Below are 19,847 nucleotides of genomic sequence, written 5' to 3'. Positions count from 1 at the left end.
GGACCCGCTCAGTCCTGGATGCGCGCGAGCAGTGCAGCGATGACCAGCGCCACGAGAGCGACGGCCACGCCGAAGCCCGGCGTCCCACCGTCGTCCGATTCCTCGGTGGTCCCCTGTGCCTGCGTGGTCGCGGTCGTCGACGGCGTCGCGGTCCCGTTCGGCGTCGCGGTCGCCGTCGGCGCGTCGGTCCGCGGCTCGAAGGCCTCGATGATGACGCCCGGTGACTCGACCGAGCCGTTGACCGCGGTGAGCTCGACCTCGCCGGTCTGTTCGACGGTGAGCGTGGTGGTGCCGCTCTCGTCGGTCGTCGCGACCGCCTCGCCGTCGATACGCACCTCCGCGCCGGCCGCGGGCTCGTCGTACTCGTTGGTGACATCGACCCGAAGGCTCTGGCCGACGACGACCTGGGAGTTCATCGGCTCGACCGTCAACCGCGGCGTCCGCACGATCGCGAACGTCCGGCTCCGGTCGCGCTCGCCGACGCGGAAGGTCGTACTGACGGTCTCGTAGCCCTCTTTCTCGACGGTGACCGTGTAGCGCGTGTTCACGTCGAGGCTGACGCTCCGACTCCCGCTGCTGCCGGTCCGGAACGTGCCGACGGTCCCCCCCGCGTCCTCGATCTCGATGTTGGCCTGGAGCGGCTCGGTGGGCTCGAAATGGGCATCGACGACGCTGAAGTCCACCGTGGCACTGCCCTGCTCGACCTCGACGGGGACGTCCGTGTCGCCCGAGAGCGTGACCGTCCGACGCTCCTCGTAGTAGCCCGGCTTGGTGATTCTGACGGTGTAGTTGCCGCGTTCGAGCGCCGGGGTCGTGTACGTCCCGTCGCTGCCGGTCGTCCCGGTGTCGGCGAGCACCGTGCGACCGTCCTTCCGGAGCTGGACGTCCGCATCGCTCACAGCGTTCCCGCTCCCGTCGACGAGGGATATCTCCCCGGTCGCAGACGGGTACATCGTCACGGTCACGTCGGTGGTGCCCTGAACGTTCTCGACCGTCACCGGGTTGTTCTTCACGAGCATCGGGTGGGTCGGAGTTATCTCGACGGTCGCGCCCTCCGGCACGTCGAACAACGCCTCACCCGTCGCGAACGTCTCGCTCGTCCGTTCCTGGTCGTCGTACGAGACTGTCACCTCGGCGTTGCCCAGGGGGTCACCCTGCTGGTTCACCACCGTCACACGGAGCGTCACGTCGGTGTCGCTCGCGCTCGCCGGTGCCACCGCGGAGCCGGCGGCCACTGCCATGGGGGAGACGAGTAACGAGAGGCCGACGAGTACCACTATCAGTCGCATGCTGTTGCAGAGTGGAACCCGTACTCACTTAAATTTCTCCGGTATCCCACCCTGTAATTCCTGTCGAACTGCCGAAACCGCCGCGTCGGTCCATCGGTCACACTCCGGACACATCACGGGCCCGTTTTTTCAGCCTGGCACTCGTGGGTCTCAGTTGGACGCCGCGACGGGCGGCCTCGACACGACCACACCCATGGACTCCAAACACTTCCTGTTCGTCTCCGCCGACGCCGCACTGATCACCGACCTCGCCTGGCAGGTCCACCGCGAGGGCCACGACGTCAAGTACTACATCGAGGCCGAGAGCGACGACGAGATCGGCGACGGCTTCGTCCCGAAGACCGACGACTGGGAGGCCGAGGTCGACTGGGCCGACGTCGTCGTCTTCGACGACATCTGGGTCGGCGACGACATCGGTACCGGCACGCTCGCCCGGGAGCTCCGCGAGCAGGGCACCGCCGTCGTCGGCGGTACACCGAACACCGACCGGCTCGAGGAGGACCGCGGCTACGCGATGGACGTCCTCGAGGACCATGGCGTCAACACCATCGAACACCACATCTTCGAGGATTTCGACGAAGCCATCGGGTACGTCCAGGAACACCCTGCCCCGTACGTCATCAAGCCGCTCGGCGAGGTGCAGAACGTCAAGCGGCTGCTGTACGTCGGCAACGAGGACGACGGCAGCGACGTGGTCGAGGTACTGAAGGCCTACAAGAAGGCGTGGGGACACCGCATGAAGGGGTTCCAGCTCCAGCGCAAGGTCGAGGGGGTCGAGGTCGCCGTCTGTGGCTTCTTCGACGGCGACTCGTTCGTCGACCAGGTGAACTTCAACTTCGAGCACAAGAAGCTCTTCCCGGGCAACATCGGCCCCTCCACGGGCGAGATGGGCACCGCGATGTTCTGGGCCGGGCGCAACCGGCTGTTCGAGGAGACCCTGGGCAGGCTGGAGGGCTGGCTCGCCGACGAGGGGTACGTCGGCAGCATCGACGTCAACTGCATCGTCAACGAGACCGGTATCTACCCGCTCGAGTTCACGCCGCGCTTTGGCTACCCGACCATCGCGCTCCAGGAGGAATCCTTCCGGTCCAACACCGGCCAGTTCTTCTTCGACCTCGCCCACGGCAACGACCCCGACCTCGACGTCCATCGTGGCTACCAGATCAGCGTCCGCGTCGTGCTCCCGCCGTTCCCCTTCGACGACGAGCAGACGTACGACGAGAACTCGCGCAATGCCGCCGTCGTCTTCGAGACCGAAAGCCGCGAGGGCGTCCACATCGAGGACGCAAAGCGCGTCGACGGTCAGTGGCGGGCCGCCGGCGAGTCGGGGATGCCAATCGTCGTCACCGGGATGGGCGAGACGATGCAGGAGGCCCGCGAGCAGTGCTACGGCCGTATCGGCGACATCGTCATGCCCAACATGTACTACCGCGACGACATCGGCGAGCGCTGGAGTCAGGGCGAGGGGGACCGGCTGCAGGCGTGGGGCTACCTGGGGCCGAACGTGTAGCCGCCTCCGGACGATTCACGACCCCGGGTACCGGTCCACCAGGAGCAGCAGTGCTCCGGAACGGCACCGCCACACTGGCGAATTATTATCCCTCTCGCGGCTCCATGCTTCCCCATGCCCTCCCTGACGAGACGGAGCGTTCTGGCCACTGTTGGGGCCGTGACTGCTGGCGGTCTCGCCGGCTGTGGAGCGCTCTCCGATCGGTCTCCCCCGGCTGGAAGTCTGCGGTTCGTGAACGACCACGACCTCCCACACTCGATACGGCTGGCGGTCACCGACGTCGGAGCCGAACCCGGTGCGGAGCCCGGCGAGGTCGCTGGCGACGCGGTCGCTCCGCCTATGCAACGTAACCTCACCGTAACGGAGCAATTGAGCCCGAACGAGAGTACGTTGTACGAGGACGTGTTCACCGAGCCGATCTACTACGGTGTCCAGTTCTTCCTCGACGGCTCGGCTCCCGAGGACACCGGAGGGCCGGTCGCGTTCAACCCGTCCGAATCGGGTGGAGAGAACGGGGCGCTTCTCGGCGGCAGAGTCGACCGGTCCGGGGAGCTCTCGTGGGTCATCAGTTCGGCCGACAACTCCGGTCGGTTCGACCGATAACGACGCTGCAAGCGCTGTCGGCCGTTCGCTCTCACGCACCGCGGGCACACGACGGACCGCCCTCGGAAGGATAGCTTCACGAGAACCCGCGCGGAGTCCGAGACTCGCAGAGTTCGATGGCCGGCGTGGGTCGTCACTCACACCTCCAGCCGACACCTGCCGTACTCGTCACGAACGCCACGTTCAAGCCACCACCGGCCGACGGGTCGACCATGACACGCGAAGTCTGGCTGAAAGCCGACGACGACGTCGGCGACTGGGAGGCGCGAAAGCGCCGCATCACCGCTGGCCTGGAGGCCGGCGTCGACTGGGTACTCGTCGACGACTGGGACGTCGAGCGGGTGCGCGAGCTCGGTGCGGTAAACGTCGCGGCGTTCCGGAGCGGCGGCGACGTGGACGTCATCGACGACGCCGAGGGAGAGGCGGACGAGGCGGAGCCGGCCGAGCCCGACGCGTACGTCGTCGGGAAGGAGGGCGAGGGCGACGGCACGGTCGAGTTCCCGGCTGACCTGTCGGGTTCTGCGGATCTCTCGACGCTGCGCCGGGGGAACGCCAGCGGGGCCTACGTCCGCATTCTGGGACAGGAGTACGAGCGGTTCGCCGAGGCGGCCGCCGAGACGGCCGACTACACCATCGTCGTCGGGGCGGACTGGACCATCATCCCCCTGGAGAACCTCATCGCACGCATCGGCGAGGAGACCTCCCTCGTCGCGGGCGTCTCCGATTCCGAGGACGCCCGCACGGCGTTCGAGACGCTGGAGCTGGGTGCCGACGCCGTCCTGCTCGACAGCGACGACCCCGACGAGATTCGGCGCACGGTCGAGGTGCGCGACGAGTCCGAACGCGAACAGCTCGACCTCTCGTGGGCGACGGTCCGGACCGTCGAGCAGACCGGGAGCGCGGACCGGGTCTGCGTGGACACGGGCTCGTTGCTCGACCACGACGAGGGGATGCTCGTCGGGTCGATGAGCCGCGGGCTGGTGTTCGTCCACGGCGAGACGGCAGAGTCGCCGTACGTGGCCTCCCGGCCGTTCCGCGTGAACGCAGGGGCGGTCCACGCGTACGTTCGCACGCCCGGGGGCGGCACCAAGTACCTGAGCGAGGTGGGCTCCGGCGACGAGGTGCAGGTCGTCGACATCGAGGGCAACACGCGCGAGGCCATCGTGGGCCGTGCGAAGATCGAGAAACGCCCGATGTTCCGGGTCGAGCTCGAACGCGACGGCGACCGCTTCGAGACGCTGCTGCAGAACGCCGAGACCATCAAGGTCCACACGCGCGACGGCCGGAAGGCCGTCACCGACCTGGCGGAGGGCGACGAGCTGCTCGTCTACTACGAGGACACGGCGCGGCACTTCGGCGAGGCCATCGAGGAGAGCATCGTCGAGAAGTAGCGGTCGACGTGGCCGGGACCCCGTCGCTCAGGCAGGGCGGGACAGCGCCGGCACCGCGTGAACGTTCTCGTCGTCGTCTTCCTCGACGATGATCTGGTCCTTCTCGATGCGGATGGAGAAGTCACTGGTGCTGTTCCACGACTGCTCGATGGTCACGAGCACGACCGCGTCGTTGTAGTCCGGGTCGTCGGAGTCGCTGGCGTCGTCCGGGTCGGCGTTCTCCTCGGAGAGCTCGTAGAGGAAGACGAACTCGTTGGGCGCGAGCTGGAGCGTGCCGGTGCCGTCGATGCGCGAGCCGAGAACCTCGTCGAGCCCGCGCTGTTCCGGGCCGGCCGCACCGAAGTCGGGCACCTGCTCGCCGTCCTCCAGCACGACGAGGTTCGAGCTCTCGCCGGAGGAGTTGAGGGAGATGCGCTGGCTGTCGACGTCGGTGCAGCGCCACTGGTCGTAGCTGCTACCGCCGACAGAAATGTCCAGACCCGTATCTTCGGAGTCTGCGTAGTTCCAGCTACAACTCCAGGAAGTCGCCCGGACGGTGATCGCCGTGCCGGGGTCACGGTCCGTAAACTGGTACGACTGGTACTCGCCCTCTGTCGGATCGTTCACGTCGTCTTCGGCCGGCTCCGTGGCGATGGAGTCGTTCGGGTCGCCGTCTGGCCACGGCGTGTACTCGTTGCCATCGGCGACGATTCGGAACGTCGTCGGCCCGTAGATAGCATCGTCACCGCTGAGTCCGGAGAGCTCCGTACCGAGCAGTTCGACCGTCGCGTTGAACTGCTCGCCCGAGGTCACGGAGTCGTTCGAGGTGTTCGCCGAGAGCGCCGAGTCGATGGGGAGCCGGACCGAAGCAGTGCCTGCGCTGTCGTCGACGACCGTCGTCGACTCGTTCAGCGTGCTGGCGAAGTAGCGACCCCACGCCTCGTAGAACTGGCTCTCGACCGTGATGGTGATGTTCTGGGGCGGATAACAGCCGGAACCACCCTCGTAGAGCTGCTTGACGATGTCGTCGTCCGTCTCGTCCGACCGCATCACGGCCTGTCCGCCGTCGAACTTGCCCGAGATGTTCGTCAGGTCCATCGACAGCTTACCGTCCCTGTGTTCGATCTCCGGCGGGGACACCATCGAGATATCGCCGTCGCTGTCGAGTCGCCAGATGCCGCCGGCCTCGTACGCGAGTCGATTACCCCGCCGGTCGTGGTACTGGACGCTCCCGAGCGGTGTCGTCGCCGAACAGTTCGTCTGTTCGTTGACCGTGAAGCTGACCGAACCGTTCCTGACGACGCGGTAGACGCCGTCATGGCTCCCGAGGTCGATGCCCACCGGACCGCCGGCTGTGTCGCCGACCCGGGCGTCGAGTTCGTGCATGCCCATCTGTGCCGAACTGACCGATGCCTCCTCCTGAATACTGTCGACGGCCACCGAGCCGGCCAGCAGTATCGCCGCGATGCCCACCGCCACCATCCCGAACAGCAAGACGAGCCCCAGCAGCTCCGAGACCCCCCTATTTTGGGTCTCCGAGGTTTCGTTTTCCATGTGCCTGTATCTAGCCACAAGATACTCGTACGATGGTATGAAGCTACCTCTTATTTTCAGACAGTAGCACGCCTTTTTTAGGAGTTTCCTAGAGACAATAACCAGTCGCTACCACCAGCTAGACGGTTCGATAACGGTTTTCGCGTCGTCATAATCGCCAGCGGCCGCTCTGGCGCATTGCCTGGACGAAACTATGTAACCTGAAAGTCATGAATCGCGGCTACTCGGCGGGGAGTTCGTGGGCGCACCAGGGGCAGAACGAGAGCGTCTCGTCGAGTTCCCGGCCGCAGTTCGGACAGCTGGCTGCAGTATCGGGGTCGTCGGTCGGGCGCTCGAGGAGGTAGACGTCGAGCATCGCGGCGAACTCGATGGCGCTCAGCGCGAGGTTGGTCTCGAACGACGCCGACTCCCAGGCCGCGAGCGCCCGCTCGACCACTGGACCGCTCGTCGGAATCGTCGGCCCAAGTACGAGCACGACCCCGACCGCCATCGCCGCGAAGCCGAGCCCGCGACGGAACCGGCGGACGTAGACGTGGCCGAGCCCCGGGAACAGGAACGAGAGCAGCACCGCGACGAGCCGTCGAATCCGTCCCATACACTCACGTCCGTCGTCGCGCCTGAATACGGTTCGGGTCGAGTCGTCTCCCCGCGACCGCATCACTGGGGCGACAGCTGGTCGACGAGCCGCGCCGTCGTCGCGAGGTCGAACTGTCCCGGCGCGGTCGCGTCCGACGGGTCGAGCGGCGCGTAGCCGATGCGCGAGCCGTACAGCGGTGCGACGACCCGCGAGTGTCGTCCCGCCTCGCCCATCGCGATAGTCGCGATGGGGTCGCCCGCGTGATCGTACTCGTTCGTGAGTGCGAGCAGAGAAAGCACGGTCTGACGGTCCGTCGCCGTGACGGCGAGCTTCGCCACGTCGGCGTGTTCCAGCCCGGCATCGAGCGCGGACGCCATCGCCTCGCAGTCGCTCGTCCCCTCGAAGTCGTGCGTGGAGACGACGACGCCCACATCTGCCTCGCGGGCCTGCTCGACGACGTGCCGCCCGTCGCCCTCCTGTACCGACGCCAGTTCGACGTCGACCGCCTCGACCGCCTCTACGGTCGCGGCCGTCGCCAGGGCGTCGAGTCGCGCGCCGTCGTCACCCCCCTCGCCACCCTCCCAGCCGGCCCGGTTCGTCGCCAGCACCGGTAGCTCGCCGTCGTAGTCGTCGAGTGCTTCGAGCGGGTCGCTCGCGAGGTCCATCCGGAACTCGACGGCGTCGGCGTGTTCGCGAGCCGCCGGCTCCGCACCGAGGTCCGCCGTGCTCGCACAGAGGACGAACGAGTCGAAGTCCATGGACTGACTGTCGTGCCGACCGTGAAAAGCGTACGCGGTGGTGGCACGGCTCGGGGATGCGTTCCGCGTCGGAGAACGAGTGTCGGCTCGGGGTACGATATCGTTCCGGTGGTATCGGCCGCTCAGACGAGGCCGAGGTTGTCCTCGGCTTCGAGCAGCTCGTGGTAGCGGTTCCGGATGGTGACCTCGGAGATGTCGGCGACATCGCTGACCGCGGCCTGCGTCGTCTTCTCGTTGGTGAGCAGGGAGGCAGCGTAGACGGCAGCGGCCGCGAGGCCGACCGGCGACTTGCCGGAGTGGACGCCCTTCTCCTTGGCGTTCTGGAGCAGCGCGCGGGCACGGTGCTCGGCCTCGTCGGAGAGCTCGAGGCCCGACGCGAAGCGCGGGACGTAGCTCTCGGGGTCGGCCGGCCGGACCTCGAGGCCGAGCTCGCGGACGACGTAGCGGTACGTCCGTGCGACCTCGTTCTTCTCGACGCGGGAGACGTCGCTGATCTCGTCGAGGCTGCGCGGGACGCCCGCCTGTCGCGCGGCGGCGTAGACGGAACTCGTCGCGACGCCCTCGATGGAGCGGCCGGGGAGCAGGTCCTCGTTGAGCGCGCGGCGGTAGATGACCGACGCGGTCTCGCGGACGTTGTCCGGCAGACCGAGGGCGCTGGCCATCCGGTCGATCTCGCCGAGGGCCTGCTTGAGGTTGCGCTCCTTGCTGTCGCGGGTGCGGAAGCGCTCGTTCCACTTGCGGAGGCGCTGCATCTTCTCGCGCTGGCGCGAGCCCAGCGAGTTGCCGTAGGCGTCCTTGTTCCGCCAGTCGATGTTCGTCGAGAGGCCCTTGTCGTGCATCGTGTTCGTCGTCGGCGCGCCGACGCGGGACTTCTCGTTCTTCTCCTGGGCGTCGAACGCGCGCCACTCGGGGCCGCGGTCGACCTGGTCCTCCTCGACGACGAGGCCGCAGTCACCGCAGACGGTCTCAGACCCCTCGCTGAGGACCTGGCCGCCGCATTCGGGGCAGCTGAGGCTGCTGTCTTTGGTCTGTTCGTCGCTCTGTTCCTCGTTTCGTGGTCGTGTTCGGGTTCGTGCGTTCGTCATGGGTGCGAAGGCGGGGGCTGCCGGCCAGGGGTTCAGCCTGGAGAAACCGGAAGCGCTGGTACTGTAGACACGAGTCGTAGTCTCCACGTATAAACGTTTTGGAACTCTTTTCGTATCCTCTCGATTCGTGGGCCGAAGCGGCGGTTCGTGAATAAAAATCATAACATTCATATATTGTCGTTTCGGCCCGCAGAGGACAACACACATCCCGCTCGCAGTGTGACGCGTTGATATGCGAGTCGCAGTCGGCAGCGAGAATCCGGTGAAAGTCGCGGCGACCGAGGCGGCCATCGGCGACCTCCCCGGAGCGACCGTCGACGCGGTGGCGGTCGACTCCGGCGTCGCCGAACAGCCGTCGGGGCTGGACGAGACCAGAACCGGTGCGTCGAACCGTGCGCGCCGCGCCTACGGGACCGGCGGCTACACCCTCGGCGTCGGCATCGAGGGTGGGGTGGCCCCGCTGGGAACCGACGACCTCTACCTGGTGATGTGGGCCGCCGTCACCGACGGCGAGCGCGTCGAACTCGCCGCCGGTCCGAGCGTTCGCCTGCCCGACAGCGTGACCGAACGCATCCGGACGGGCGAGGAGCTCGGCCCGGTGATGGACGACGCGTTCGACCGCGAGGGCGTCGCCCGTAGCGAGGGCGCCATCGGTATCTTCACCGGTGGAACCGTGGACAGAGAGGACGCACTCCGTTCGGCGGTCGCGGGCGCGCTCGGCCCGTTCGTCACCGCGAGTTACGACGACTAGGATTCGCTCGGGACCGTCTCACCACCCTCTCGGGCTTCCGTACTCTCCTCGACGGCCTCGGTGAGCGAGACGTTCAGCGCGAGCATCGAGCCGAGTCCGCCGACGACGGTGACGACGTTCTTCACCGCGTGGTCGACGATGGCGGCCGTCAACGCGAGTTCGACGGCGATACCGGGAGCGAGCCCGACGACGAGCGCCGTGAATGCGCCCTCGTACAGGCCGACCCCGCCCGGCGACAGCGGAAGCACCTTCGCGAGGTTGCCGACGCTGACCGCGAAGAAGCCGACCGCGACCAGTGTCGCGACGGGAAGCTCGATGCCGACAGCGAGCATCACGACGATGCCAGTCACCACGTCGAGGGTCCAGACGAGCAGGCTCGACCCGCCGACGACGGCGAATGAGCGCCGGGAGCCCGCGACGGTCTGGACGTCCCCGACGAAACGCTCGATCACGGCGACGACCTCCATCGCGTAGGAGTCGTCGCTGAGGCGGTCGACGACCGGACGCACGAGGTTCCGGTCCGACCGCGCCGAGGCGACGATGGCGACGACGGCGACCACTGCCGCAGTCCCGACGAACGCCGCGACGTAGCTCGCGTACCGGGCGGCAGACTCGTAGCGCGGGCCGACCGTCTCACCGGCGAGCGCGCTGGCGACCGAACCCGCGTCCCCGCTGGCGACGAGCGCGAGCATCACCGTCCCGGCGAGCACCGTGATGGTGAGCAGGTCGAAGACGCGTTCGACCGCCAGCGACGCGAAGCCGGAGGAGTACGGTACGTCACGCCGGGCCTTCATGACGTACGCCCGGACGCCGTCGCCCAGGCGGGCCGGGAACACGAGGTTGCCCGTCTGGCTGATGAAGATGGCCCCGGTCAGGAAGCCGACCTTCGACCGGAAGCCGATCTCCTCGAGGATGTCGCGGTAGCGCAGCCCGCGCAGCGGCCACGAGAGGACGTAGACGGCCGCCGCGACGCCGACGAGCGTGAGGTCGGCCGCCTGGAGGTTCGACCAGACCTTGTCGGGCTCGAGGTAGTGGAACGCCATGAGGAACACCGCGACGAACGTCAGCAGCGTCCCGGCGACGATGCCGACCCGGCGGTTGACCCGCGGCGAGACCGACAGCTCCCACCACGTCCGGAGGATCTGGCTGCCCATCCCGAAGACGTCCCGCACGAGGTCGACCTTCGTGTCGCCCTTGGGCTCCCAGTCGACGGCGAACTCCTTCACGCGGAAGCCGCGGCGCTGTGCCTTGACCAGCACCTCGGTGTCCCAGAACCAGTGCTGGTCCTGCACGTCGTCCAGCAGGGCAAAGAGCGCCGCCCGGTCGAACGCCTTGAAGCCGCACTGGTGGTCCCGCAGGTCCGACCGGAGGAACAGCCGCGTCAGCCCGTTGTAGACGCGACTCGGGACGCCGCGTTTCGCCGGGCGGTCGGCGACGTTGCCGGCCATCCAGCGCGAGCCGGTGGCGACGTCGTACCCCTCGGTGCGGACGCTCTCGACGAGCTCCTCGAGGTGGCGCATATCCGTCGCGAGGTCGGTGTCGAAGTAGACGAGTGTGTCGCCGTGGCTGGCACGGAACGCGCGTTCGAGCGCGCCGCCGCGGCCGAGTCGCTCGTCGGCGTGGAAGTGTCGCACCCGGTCGTCCTCGGCGGCCATCTCGTCGGCGATCTCGGGTGTGCGGTCCTCGCAGCCGTCCTCCGCGACGATGACCTCGAACTCGTCGTCCCGGAGGAACGCCGAGAGGGTCGCGACCGTGGTCTCGACGGTCGTCCTGATGGTCGCGGCCTCGTTGTAGGCCGGGAGGACGACGCTCACCGAGACCGACTCCTCGCTCATTGGCCGTTTCTCTGCGAGCCGTCGGTAAGAACTTTCTGAACCGCTCCGTCCCGGGACGTTAACCACCCGTACCAACCGGGGGGTGAGCGCGGTTCGTTTCGGGAACTCTTCGGTCGAAAACCGCCAGACTGCGGACGATTAACCGGGCGTACCAAACCCCCTAAGGGGGTCGTTCACATACGAGGATGTATGAGCACGAGCACGGCCGCGACGACCGACCTCTCGAACAAGCAGCACCGGATTCTGGAGTACCTCCGCGAAAACGCGCAGACGAAGACCTACTTCAAGTCCAGGCTCATCGGTGACGACCTCGAGATGACCGCGAAGGAGGTCGGCACGAACATGACCGCCATCCAGCGCGGCGAGTTCGACGTGGATGTCGAGAAGTGGGGCTACTCCTCCTCGACGACCTGGAAGGTCACGGTCTGACTCGGCTCAGAATCCCAATCGTCTGTCATCTTTCGTCGCGGACCCCTGATGGGTCCGCGGTACACAACGTTCGAGAGCGGCGTGGTCCCCCAGTCACGCCGCGACTCTCCCCACGAACCAGCATCTTCCGCAGCCTGTGCCGCGACCACGCATATTTATAATCAACGATGATGTTATACAGTTCGGGAGTTATGGAGACAGAACCGCTCACGATCGACGTGTACGTCAGGGCGCACACGTCGGTCACCGGGCCGAGAGAACACGCAATCGAGACCGTCGAAGAGCTCGTCGACCGCGGCGTCGTCGCGGACTACGAGCTCCACACCTGGCCGAGCGCGGTCGACGTGACCGTGCCCAACGAAGTGACAACCCAGTACCGGGAGTTCGAGCAGTGGGCAGAGCGTGCAGGGGTCACGCTCGAGCCAGCGTTCTCGCACCGCATCGAGAACAACGCCATCACCGGCGACCACATCGAGACGCTCGTCACGCCGCTTGTCTGTACCGTGGTCCGCCGGGGCGACGACATCGCCGCCGTGCTACCGTGCTGTCGCGGCGAGTCGGACCACGTCAGCGTGCTGACGTACCTGTCGGCACTCGACGAGGATGCCGACCATCTGGTCGGCGAGAAACTGCCGACGCCGACTGTCGCGTGATCAGCCGTCGAAGCGGACCAGCGAGTCCGCCTCCGCCGCCAGACCCGCCGCGCTTTCGTCGAACGAGTCCGCGTACCTGACGACGAGCATCAGCACCGTCTCGGGGCGTTCGACCCGGTAGCCGTCCTCGCGCGAGAGGAGGCCCGCATCGTCGAGTTCGCCCGCGTACTTGCTGACCGTCGGCCGGGAGACGCCGAGAACGTCTGCGAGGTGACTGCCAGTCGCCTCCGGCGTCCGGAGCAGTTCGACCAGCATGCCGCGGGGCGTCTCGCGGCGCAGATAGCCGAGCGCCCGCTTTTCGAAGTCGGTGAACCGACCCGCGGGGTAGAGCCGCTTGTAGTCGCCGTCGCGGTACACCTCGACGCTCCCGTCGTCGGCGAGTCGGCGGAGGTGGTGCTGGGTCTCGCCGGTACCGAGTTTGAGGTCGTCGCGGAGCTTCGAGAAGTGTGCGCCGGGGGTGGCGGTGAGGTAGCCCGTGATGGCGTCACGAACCTCGTTCTCGCCGGTATCAGTCGAATCGACGTCGGCGAACCGAGCGAACGGGCTGGCCGCTCCGACCGCTGCGAACCGCTTGAGCGTGGCCCGTTTACGCTCGTCGACGTCGCCAGGGTCCCCCATGTACTAATATTCGATACCTTCTCCAGCGATAAAACCGCTTCGCTTGAAACGACCGGGTGGCTACTCGGTCTCGGTTAGCTCCTCGTCCTCGCCCATATCCTGGGCGACGTCGTAGTCGCCGCCGCTGAACTCCTCGTCGGCCTCGTCGATGACCTCGTCGGATTCCTTGATTCGGCGGGGGTCCTGTCCCTGCTTGACGGCTTCTGCCTGCTGTTCCATCTTCTCGACGTCCATCTCGGCCTCCTCGTCGATCTGGCCGATGATCTCCTCGATGTCGTCGAGACCGAGCATCTCGCGGGTGTCGGCGTCGAAGTCGTTGCTGGCGAGGTCGCTCTCGCTCTGCTTGATGTCGCTGCCGGTGAGATGCTTGCCGTAGCGGCCGAGCATCGACGACAGCTCTTGGGGCAGCACGAACGTCGTGGACTCGCTGGTCCCGATGTGCTCCAGTGCCTCCAGACCCTTGTCGATGACCGCACGCTCGCCCATCGACTCGGCGGACTTCGCACGCAGCACCGTCGAGATGGCGTCACCCTGCGCCTCGAGGATCTGGCTCTGCTTCTGACCCTGTGCGCGGATGATTTCGCTTTGCTTGTCACCTTCTGCCTTCTCGACCGCACTGCGCCGTTCACCCTGTGCCTCGAGGATCATGGCACGGCGACGGCGCTCGGCGGACGTCTGCTGCTCCATCGCCTGCTGGACGTCCTTCGAGGGGTTGACCTCGCGGACCTCCACCGACTCGACACGCACACCCCACTCGTCGGTGGGTTCGTCGAGCTCCTCGCGGATGCGGGCGTTGATCTCCTGGCGCTTGTTCAGCGTGTCGTCGAGCTCCATGTCGCCGATGACCGCCCGGAGGGTGGTCTGGGCGAGGTTCTCGACGGCGTTCTTGTAGTCCTCGACCTCGAGGAACGCCTTCCCCGCATCCATGACGCGGATGTAGACCACGGCGTCCGCGACGACCGGGGAGTTGTCCCGGGTGATGGCCTCCTGCGGCGGCACGTCGAGCGTCTGTGTCCGCATGTCGAAGCTCACCGTGCTGGAGACGAAGGGCGGGACGAAGTGGATGCCCGGTTCGAGCAGTCCGCGGTACTGCCCGAGGACCGTGAGCGTCCGCTTCTCAGTCGGCTGGACGATCTTGACCGCCGACGCCAGGGCGACGATTATCAGAATCCCGATAATCGCGAAGACGAACCCAAGCGCCGGGAGTGTCTGGAGCGGAGTCGGTTCCATAATTAAAGTTCACGGCGAGACTGACAAAAGCCTTCCCGTTTGTAACCCAACCGACACGTCGTGAGGTCAGGCCGGTTCGACGTCCTCGTTCTCGCTGTCGCGGTCCGTCGCGGCCTCCTGGTCCCGACGTTCCCGCTCGCGTCGGAGCTCCCGGTCGATCTCGTCCTCCCGGTCGGTCGGTGCCACGGTGAGGACGTTGCCGCCGCCGGGGTCCGTCACGATGACCTCGGTCCCTTCGGATATCTCGCCGAACTCCGTCCGGGCGCTGTAGTTCGGGTTGAATCCGCCACCCTCGACGATACGGACCTGTCCGTCGGTCGCGGTGACCGTCTCTGTCACCGTCGCGCGGTTCCCACGCAGGTCGTCGGAGCTACTGGTCTGCCCGCTACCTTTCCCGCCGTAGAAGTCGAACTCCCGGTACACCCAGAGGGTCGCGAGCCCGACGGCGAGGACCATTATCGCCATCGCCGGCGCGGTGCCGAGCGGCGAGAACAGCATCCCTATCAGCCCCGCGACGAACAGGGCGACGCCGATGACGATGAAGTGCGCGCCCGGTGCGAGCGCCTCCAGTATCATCAGCCCCGTACCGGCCAGAAACAGCAGGAACGGGAGCAAGTCGACGTCGAGTAGCGGTGCCATGGTCGGAGTTAGGAGCCCCGACCGATTAACATTTCGCAGAGCCGCAGGCTGGAGTCAACCCGCGAGCTGGACGATGTAGAACAGCAGGCCGATGGTCCCGAGCACGCCGATGGCGACGAACACCGCGTTCTCGGTTGTCACGTCGCCGGGTTCGATGATCTCGTCCATGTCGACGTAGCCGACCGAGACGGCCTGTGCGTCGTCGCTCGCGCGCTGCTCGACGTTCGGCGGGTCCCAGTCGCCGTCGTCGACCCACTCGAACTCGTCGTCCGCGGTGGCGGGGCCGTCGGCTGCGTCGTCCGCAGCTGCCGACGGGGCGGTACGCGACGTGCCGGTGTCGTCCTCGGGGCCGGCCCGTGTCGATTCGTCCTCCATGACTCCCGCTTGGTGATGCGGCTACTAAACCCCGGTGGGTCGCGAACCGGCGTCCTCGCGCCGCCCTATCTCGCCGTCGTAGACGACCCCACGGTCGGCGTCGAGTGTGACGCTCGTCCCGTCGACGATGTCCCCGAGGTTCGCGCCGCTGACCATGGGCACCTCCACCTCCCGGGCGACCATCGCGGGGTAGCCCGTCATCCCGGGCCGTGCATCGACGATGCCGCCGATGCGAGTCACGTCGCCCTCGAACTCGCCCTCGAAGCCGGGATCGAGCGCGAGGATTGCACCCTCGGGGATGTCCGAGATGTCACCGTCGGGCGCGCGCACGACCGGCCCGGTGACGTACCCGGAGACGACCGACCGACCCGTCGCCAGCGTCTCCGCCGCGACGTGGACCTTGAGCGTGTTCGTCGTCTGGGTGCCCTCGAGCTCGGTCATCATGCCGGAGAGCACGACGACCGTGTCGCCGCTGTCGGCGACGCCGGAATCGAGCGCAGCCCGAACCGCGTTCTGGATGACGGCGTCGATGCCGTCGGCGTCGAACGGGGCGTACTGGGGGGCGACGCCCCAGGTCAGAGAGAGCTGGCGACGGACCCGGTCCGTCGGCGTCGTCGCCACCACGGGCACCCCGGGCCGGTACTTGGCCATCTTCAGCGCGGTGTAGCCGGACTCCGAGGCGGCGACGACCGCGGCCGCGCCGACGTCGCGAGCGAGGTAGCGTGCCGACCGGGCGAGCGCGTCGGTCCGCGAGTCGCCGGCGGACGGCACCCGCTGTTCGTTCAGCTCCTCGTACTCCCCGCTGCGCTCGACCTGACGTACGATACGGTCCATCGTCTCGACGACGTCGACGGGGTGATCCCCGACTGCCGTCTCCGCGGAGAGCATCACCGCGTCGGTGCCGTCGAGGACGGCGTTAGCGACGTCGGAGGCCTCCGCGCGGGTCGGCCGGCGCTGCTCGACCATCGAGTCGAGCATCTCCGTCGCGGTGATGACCGGCGTCCCGGTTCCCCGGCACTTGCGGATGATTCGCTTCTGTATCATCGGCACGTCCTCCATCGGGCACTCGACGCCGAGGTCGCCGCGTGCGACCATCACGCCGTAGGCGGTGTCGATTATCTCGTCGAGGTTCTCGACCGCGCCGGCGCGCTCGATCTTCGCGACGACCGGGATGTCCGCGTCCAGCTCCTCCAGTACCTCCGACACCTCGACCACGTCGCTCGCGCTCCGGACGAAGCTCGCCGCGACGAAGTCCACCTCGTACTCGGCGGCCAGTTGCAGGTCGTCACGGTCCTTCTCGGTGACGACGTCGAGGTCCAGGTCCACGCCCGGCGTGTTGACGCCCTTGCGGCCGCCGAGCTCGCCACCGGCCTCGACGTGTGCGACGACCGCATCGTCCTCGACGCGCTCGACGGTCGTCTCGATGCGACCGTCGTCGAGCAGGACGCTGTCGCCGGGACTGACGGCCTGGATGCCGTAGGAGAGGCCGATCTCGGTCGGCGTAGCGGTGTCGCCTTCGACGAACCGGACCGTCGACCCCGTCTCGACCACGATGGGTTCCGAAAGCGGTGCCGTCCGGACCTCCGGTCCCTGGAGGTCGACCATCGTCGCGACCGGGTCGGCCGTCTCCTGATCGACCTGCCGGAGGTGCTCGACGAGTTCGGCTCTGCTCTCCAGGCTGCCGTGGCTCGAGTTGATCCGGCCGACCGACATCCCCGCCTCGGCGAGCTCCCGGATCGCACTCACCGATTCGCTCGCCGGGCCGAGCGTACAGACGATCTTCGCGTTTCTCATGGCACTCGTTACGGCCGACCGGGTGAAAAAGACCCATGATTAACTCGGTTTCGAGTAGTTCTGTCACGTAGACCCACCGACGGTGGAGTCCCAATTTCCGTCGGCAACAGACTCACAAGCCCCCGGTGAGTTCTCCCGGGCATGGCCACGTACATCTCGCTGGTCCGGCTCCGTGACAGGAACATCAGCAACGTGCAGGAGCTCGCCACGGTCTGGGGCGAACTCAAGGTCGAGACCGAGGAGTTCGACGCGACGCTCGAGGACACCTACGCAATCCTCGGGGACTACGACTTCGTCGTCGTCTTCGACGCGGCCGGCCGCGACGAGGCGTTCCGGGTCGCACTCGCGATGGAACGCCACGGGCTCGACATGCAGACGATGGAGGCCATCCCGACCGAGGACTTCGCCGACCTCGTCACCGACATCTGAGCCGTCACGCGGGACGACAGCGCCCGGTTCGCCGCCCGCTCAGCGGACCTTCGTCCCTGGCTCCGCGTCGTCGTGGGTCGTCAGCAGGTCGGCCTGCTCGCCTGCCGCGAGCACCATCCCGTTGGACTCGATGCCGAACAGCTCTGCCTTCTCCATGTTCGCCAGCAGGACGACCTTCGTTCCCGGGAGCGCGTCGAGGTCGTGGAGCTGCTTGATGCCCGCGACGACCTGGCGCGTCTCGACGCCGATGTCGACCGCGAGCTTCGCCAGCTTGTCCGCGTCCTCGACGGGTTCCGCGCTCTCGATGCGCCCGACGCGGATGTCGAGCGCCTCGAAGTCGTCGAAGCCGATGCGATCCTCCAGCAGGGGTTCGAGTTCGTCGCTCACGTCCGCCTCGTCGGCGTCCGTGGACTCGTCGCTTTCGGTTCCGTCGTCGTCCGCGTCGTCGTCCGACGCCGCCTCGGCGACGCGTTCGGCGAGCTTCCCGTTCAGCTCCTCGACGCGCTCATCCTCGACCTGCTCGAACAGCTCCGCGGGCTCGTCGAACGTCGCCGCGGGTGGCTCGAACGCGGCATCGAGCGTCACGTCGTGCACGTCGGCCTCACCGCCGACCTGGGCCCACGCGGCCTCGGCCTTCCCGGGTGCGACGGGCTCGATGAGCACCGTGACCGCCTTCGCGAGCTGCACGCAGTCGCGGATGACGGGCGCGGCCTCGTCGTCGTCGAGCTTCCAGGGCTCGTTGCGCTGGATGTACTCGTTGCCGAACTGGGCGAGCTTCACCGCGGCGTCGCCCGCCTTCCGGACCTCGTACTCGTTGACCGCGGCGCTGAAGTCGTCGACGGCCTGCTCGATGCGCTCCTCGACCTCGGCGGAGAGCTCGGCCTCCGGCGTCCCGCCGAAGTTCCGGTACGCGAACAGGAGGCTCCGGTAGAGGAAGTTCCCGACCGTCCCCACCAGCTCGCCGTTGACTCGCTCCTGGAAGCGGTCCCAGGAGAAGTCCAGGTCCTGCTGGAAGCCGCCCATCGTCGTCAGGTAGTACCGGAGGAGGTCCGGATGGAACCCCTCGTCGAGGTACTCCTGCGCCCAGATGGCGCGGTTCCGGCTCGTCGAGAGGCCCTTCCCGTTGATGGTGACGAACCCAGTGGCACAGACCGCACGGGGCTCCGAGTAGCCCGCGACCTCCAGCATCGCCGGCCAGAAGATGGTGTGGTGCTGGATGATGTCGCGGCCGATGACGTGGACGACCTCGCCGCCCGCCTCGCCCGATTCGGTCTCCCGCCAGACCTGCTCCCAGTCGTACTCGTCGGCACCGACGCGCTCCGAGTACTGCTTCGTCGACGAGATGTACTCGATGGGGGCGTCCACCCAGACGTACAGCACGAGGTCCTCCTCGCCGGGGTAGTCGATGCCCCAGTCGAGGTCCCGGGTGATGCACCAGTCCTCCAGCCCGGACTCGATCCACTCCCGGGGCTGGTTCCGGGCGTTCGACGTGCCCTCCAGCCGGTCGAGGAAGCCGCTCAGGTACTCCGACAGCTCCGAAACCTCGAAGAACCGGTGCGGCTGCTCTCTGTACTCGGCGGGGTTGCCGGTGCGCGTCGAGACGGGGTCCTCGATCTCGCCGGGTTCGAGGTGTCGCCCGCAGCCCTCGTCGCACTCGTCGCCGCGGGCGTGCTCGCCGCAGTACGGACAGGTGCCCTCGACGTAGCGGTCCGGGAGCGGCTGGTCCTCGATGGGGTCCCAGGCGACCTTGATCTCCTTCTCGTAGACGTACCCCTCGTCCTCTAGCGTCTCCACGATGGACTGGGTGAGCTCCGTGTTCGTCTCGTCGTGCGTGTGCCCGTAGTTGTCGAACTCGACGTTGAACTGCGGGAACGTCTCCCGGTACTGCTCGTGGTACTGCGTCGCGAACGCCTCGGGCGAGACGCCCTCCTCGTCAGCGTTCACCGCGATGGGCGTGCCGTGCATGTCCGACCCGCAGACGAACGCCGTCTGCTGGCCCAGCTTCCGCAGGCTGCGGCTCAGCACGTCACCGGCCGTGTACGATCTGAGGTGGCCGACGTGCAGGTCGCCGTTCGCGTACGGCAACCCACACGTCACCACCGCTGGCTGCTCCGTCGGGAAGTCGTCGTGGCTCATGTTGTCGTGAACTCTCGTGCGGGCCTAAAACCCGCTGATTCCGGTCAGCAATCGGTGCCCGTCGCGTCGGGAGTTCAGTGCGGCAGCAAACAGTCGTATGACCGACCCGGGCCGCCGTCCATCCCCACGCACAGCTCACGCGGGGGGCATACGGCGGTTCGTCGGGACGCGGTGGGTCGGCTGCGTCACTGCTAGCCGATTGCCGGTGAATC

At 67.2% G+C, this 19,847-nt stretch carries 19 protein-coding genes; 7 read left to right on the top strand and 12 right to left on the bottom strand.

The annotated features are described in order from the left end of the window. Positions 1 to 8: 8 nt before the first annotated feature. Entirely contained in the window at positions 9 to 1,289 is a 1,281-nt protein-coding gene (locus NO978_RS05075; RefSeq protein ID WP_257298447.1) for a carboxypeptidase regulatory-like domain-containing protein, read from the bottom strand. Between the two features lie 193 nt (positions 1,290 to 1,482). Between NO978_RS05075 and NO978_RS05070 the strand changes: the two genes are divergently transcribed. The 3 genes from NO978_RS05070 to NO978_RS05060 all read left to right on the top strand — a co-directional run bounded on the left by NO978_RS05070 (position 1,483) and on the right by NO978_RS05060 (position 4,793). Beyond that, positions 1,483 to 2,799, top strand: coding sequence for a phosphoribosylamine--glycine ligase (locus tag NO978_RS05070; protein ID WP_257298647.1), 1,317 nt, complete (start codon positions 1,483 to 1,485; stop codon positions 2,797 to 2,799). A gap of 231 nt (positions 2,800 to 3,030) precedes the next feature. Further along, positions 3,031 to 3,402: a hypothetical protein gene (locus NO978_RS05065; protein WP_257298446.1), complete on the top strand. Its 372-nt coding sequence runs from the start codon at positions 3,031 to 3,033 to the stop codon at positions 3,400 to 3,402. A 212-nt stretch (positions 3,403 to 3,614) separates the two neighbouring features. Then, positions 3,615 to 4,793: a 3-dehydroquinate synthase II gene (locus tag NO978_RS05060; RefSeq protein ID WP_257298445.1), complete on the top strand. Its 1,179-nt coding sequence runs from the start codon at positions 3,615 to 3,617 to the stop codon at positions 4,791 to 4,793. Positions 4,794 to 4,820: 27 nt separating this feature from the next. Here the strand turns inward: NO978_RS05060 and NO978_RS05055 are convergent, their stop codons facing one another. The 4 genes from NO978_RS05055 to NO978_RS05040 all read right to left on the bottom strand — a co-directional run bounded on the left by NO978_RS05055 (position 4,821) and on the right by NO978_RS05040 (position 8,746). Beyond that, positions 4,821 to 6,326 carry a hypothetical protein gene (locus tag NO978_RS05055; protein WP_257298444.1) on the bottom strand — a complete coding sequence of 502 codons (1,506 nt, stop codon included), beginning with the start codon at positions 6,324 to 6,326 and terminating at the stop codon, positions 4,821 to 4,823. 220 nt (positions 6,327 to 6,546) lie between these two features. After that, on the bottom strand, positions 6,547 to 6,921 hold the full coding sequence (locus NO978_RS05050; RefSeq protein ID WP_257298443.1) for a zinc ribbon domain-containing protein: 375 nt from the start codon (positions 6,919 to 6,921) through the stop codon (positions 6,547 to 6,549). 62 nt (positions 6,922 to 6,983) lie between these two features. Further along, the gene (locus NO978_RS05045) at positions 6,984 to 7,661 is read right to left on the bottom strand and encodes a type I 3-dehydroquinate dehydratase (protein WP_257298442.1); all 678 of its coding nucleotides are present in this window, start codon (positions 7,659 to 7,661) and stop codon (positions 6,984 to 6,986) included. Positions 7,662 to 7,783: 122 nt separating this feature from the next. Beyond that, the gene (locus NO978_RS05040) at positions 7,784 to 8,746 is read right to left on the bottom strand and encodes a transcription initiation factor IIB family protein (RefSeq protein WP_257298441.1); all 963 of its coding nucleotides are present in this window, start codon (positions 8,744 to 8,746) and stop codon (positions 7,784 to 7,786) included. Between the two features lie 232 nt (positions 8,747 to 8,978). Here NO978_RS05040 and yjjX point away from each other — a divergent pair, with 232 nt between their 5' ends. Further along, entirely contained in the window at positions 8,979 to 9,497 is a 519-nt protein-coding gene (yjjX, locus tag NO978_RS05035) for an inosine/xanthosine triphosphatase (RefSeq protein ID WP_257298440.1), read from the top strand. Here the strand turns inward: yjjX and NO978_RS05030 are convergent. Next, positions 9,494 to 11,332, bottom strand: a complete 1,839-nt coding sequence (locus NO978_RS05030; protein ID WP_257298439.1) for a flippase-like domain-containing protein — start codon at positions 11,330 to 11,332, stop codon at positions 9,494 to 9,496. The genes yjjX and NO978_RS05030 overlap by 4 nt on opposite strands. Before the next feature lie 189 nt (positions 11,333 to 11,521). On the opposite strand from NO978_RS05030, the gene NO978_RS05025 reads away from it, so the two are divergent. Both NO978_RS05025 and NO978_RS05020 read left to right on the top strand, forming a co-directional pair. After that, positions 11,522 to 11,761 carry a hypothetical protein gene (locus NO978_RS05025; protein ID WP_257298438.1) on the top strand — a complete coding sequence of 80 codons (240 nt, stop codon included), beginning with the start codon at positions 11,522 to 11,524 and terminating at the stop codon, positions 11,759 to 11,761. 191 nt (positions 11,762 to 11,952) lie between these two features. Next, positions 11,953 to 12,414 (top strand): HTH domain-containing protein, encoded by a 462-nt coding sequence (locus tag NO978_RS05020; protein ID WP_257298436.1) that lies wholly within the window; start codon positions 11,953 to 11,955, stop codon positions 12,412 to 12,414. On the opposite strand, the gene NO978_RS05015 is transcribed toward NO978_RS05020, so the two are convergent. The 5 genes from NO978_RS05015 to pyk form a co-directional block, all read right to left on the bottom strand. Continuing rightward, positions 12,415 to 13,032 (bottom strand): MarR family transcriptional regulator, encoded by a 618-nt coding sequence (locus tag NO978_RS05015; protein ID WP_257298434.1) that lies wholly within the window; start codon positions 13,030 to 13,032, stop codon positions 12,415 to 12,417. 60 nt (positions 13,033 to 13,092) lie between these two features. Further along, positions 13,093 to 14,262, bottom strand: coding sequence for an SPFH domain-containing protein (locus NO978_RS05010; RefSeq protein ID WP_257298433.1), 1,170 nt, complete (start codon positions 14,260 to 14,262; stop codon positions 13,093 to 13,095). 66 nt (positions 14,263 to 14,328) lie between these two features. Then, entirely contained in the window at positions 14,329 to 14,901 is a 573-nt protein-coding gene (locus tag NO978_RS05005) for an NfeD family protein (protein WP_257298432.1), read from the bottom strand. 54 nt (positions 14,902 to 14,955) lie between these two features. After that, on the bottom strand, positions 14,956 to 15,276 hold the full coding sequence (locus NO978_RS05000) for a hypothetical protein (protein ID WP_257298431.1): 321 nt from the start codon (positions 15,274 to 15,276) through the stop codon (positions 14,956 to 14,958). Between the two features lie 24 nt (positions 15,277 to 15,300). After that, positions 15,301 to 17,070: a pyruvate kinase gene (gene pyk, locus NO978_RS04995; RefSeq protein WP_257298430.1), complete on the bottom strand. Its 1,770-nt coding sequence runs from the start codon at positions 17,068 to 17,070 to the stop codon at positions 15,301 to 15,303. Between the two features lie 141 nt (positions 17,071 to 17,211). On the opposite strand from pyk, the gene NO978_RS04990 reads away from it, so the two are divergent. Beyond that, positions 17,212 to 17,499 (top strand): GYD domain-containing protein, encoded by a 288-nt coding sequence (locus NO978_RS04990; protein WP_257298429.1) that lies wholly within the window; start codon positions 17,212 to 17,214, stop codon positions 17,497 to 17,499. A 39-nt stretch (positions 17,500 to 17,538) separates the two neighbouring features. Here NO978_RS04990 and metG read toward each other — a convergent pair whose 3' ends face one another. Next, a complete protein-coding gene (metG, locus tag NO978_RS04985; RefSeq protein WP_257298428.1) occupies positions 17,539 to 19,635 on the bottom strand; it encodes a methionine--tRNA ligase in 2,097 nt (698 codons plus the stop codon). Between the last annotated feature and the right edge of the window lie 212 nt (positions 19,636 to 19,847).

It is taken from the genome of Haloarchaeobius sp. FL176, assembly GCF_024609245.1.
Lineage (GTDB): Archaea > Halobacteriota > Halobacteria > Halobacteriales > Natrialbaceae > Haloarchaeobius.
This window is presented reverse-complemented; position numbering and strand designations above follow the sequence as displayed.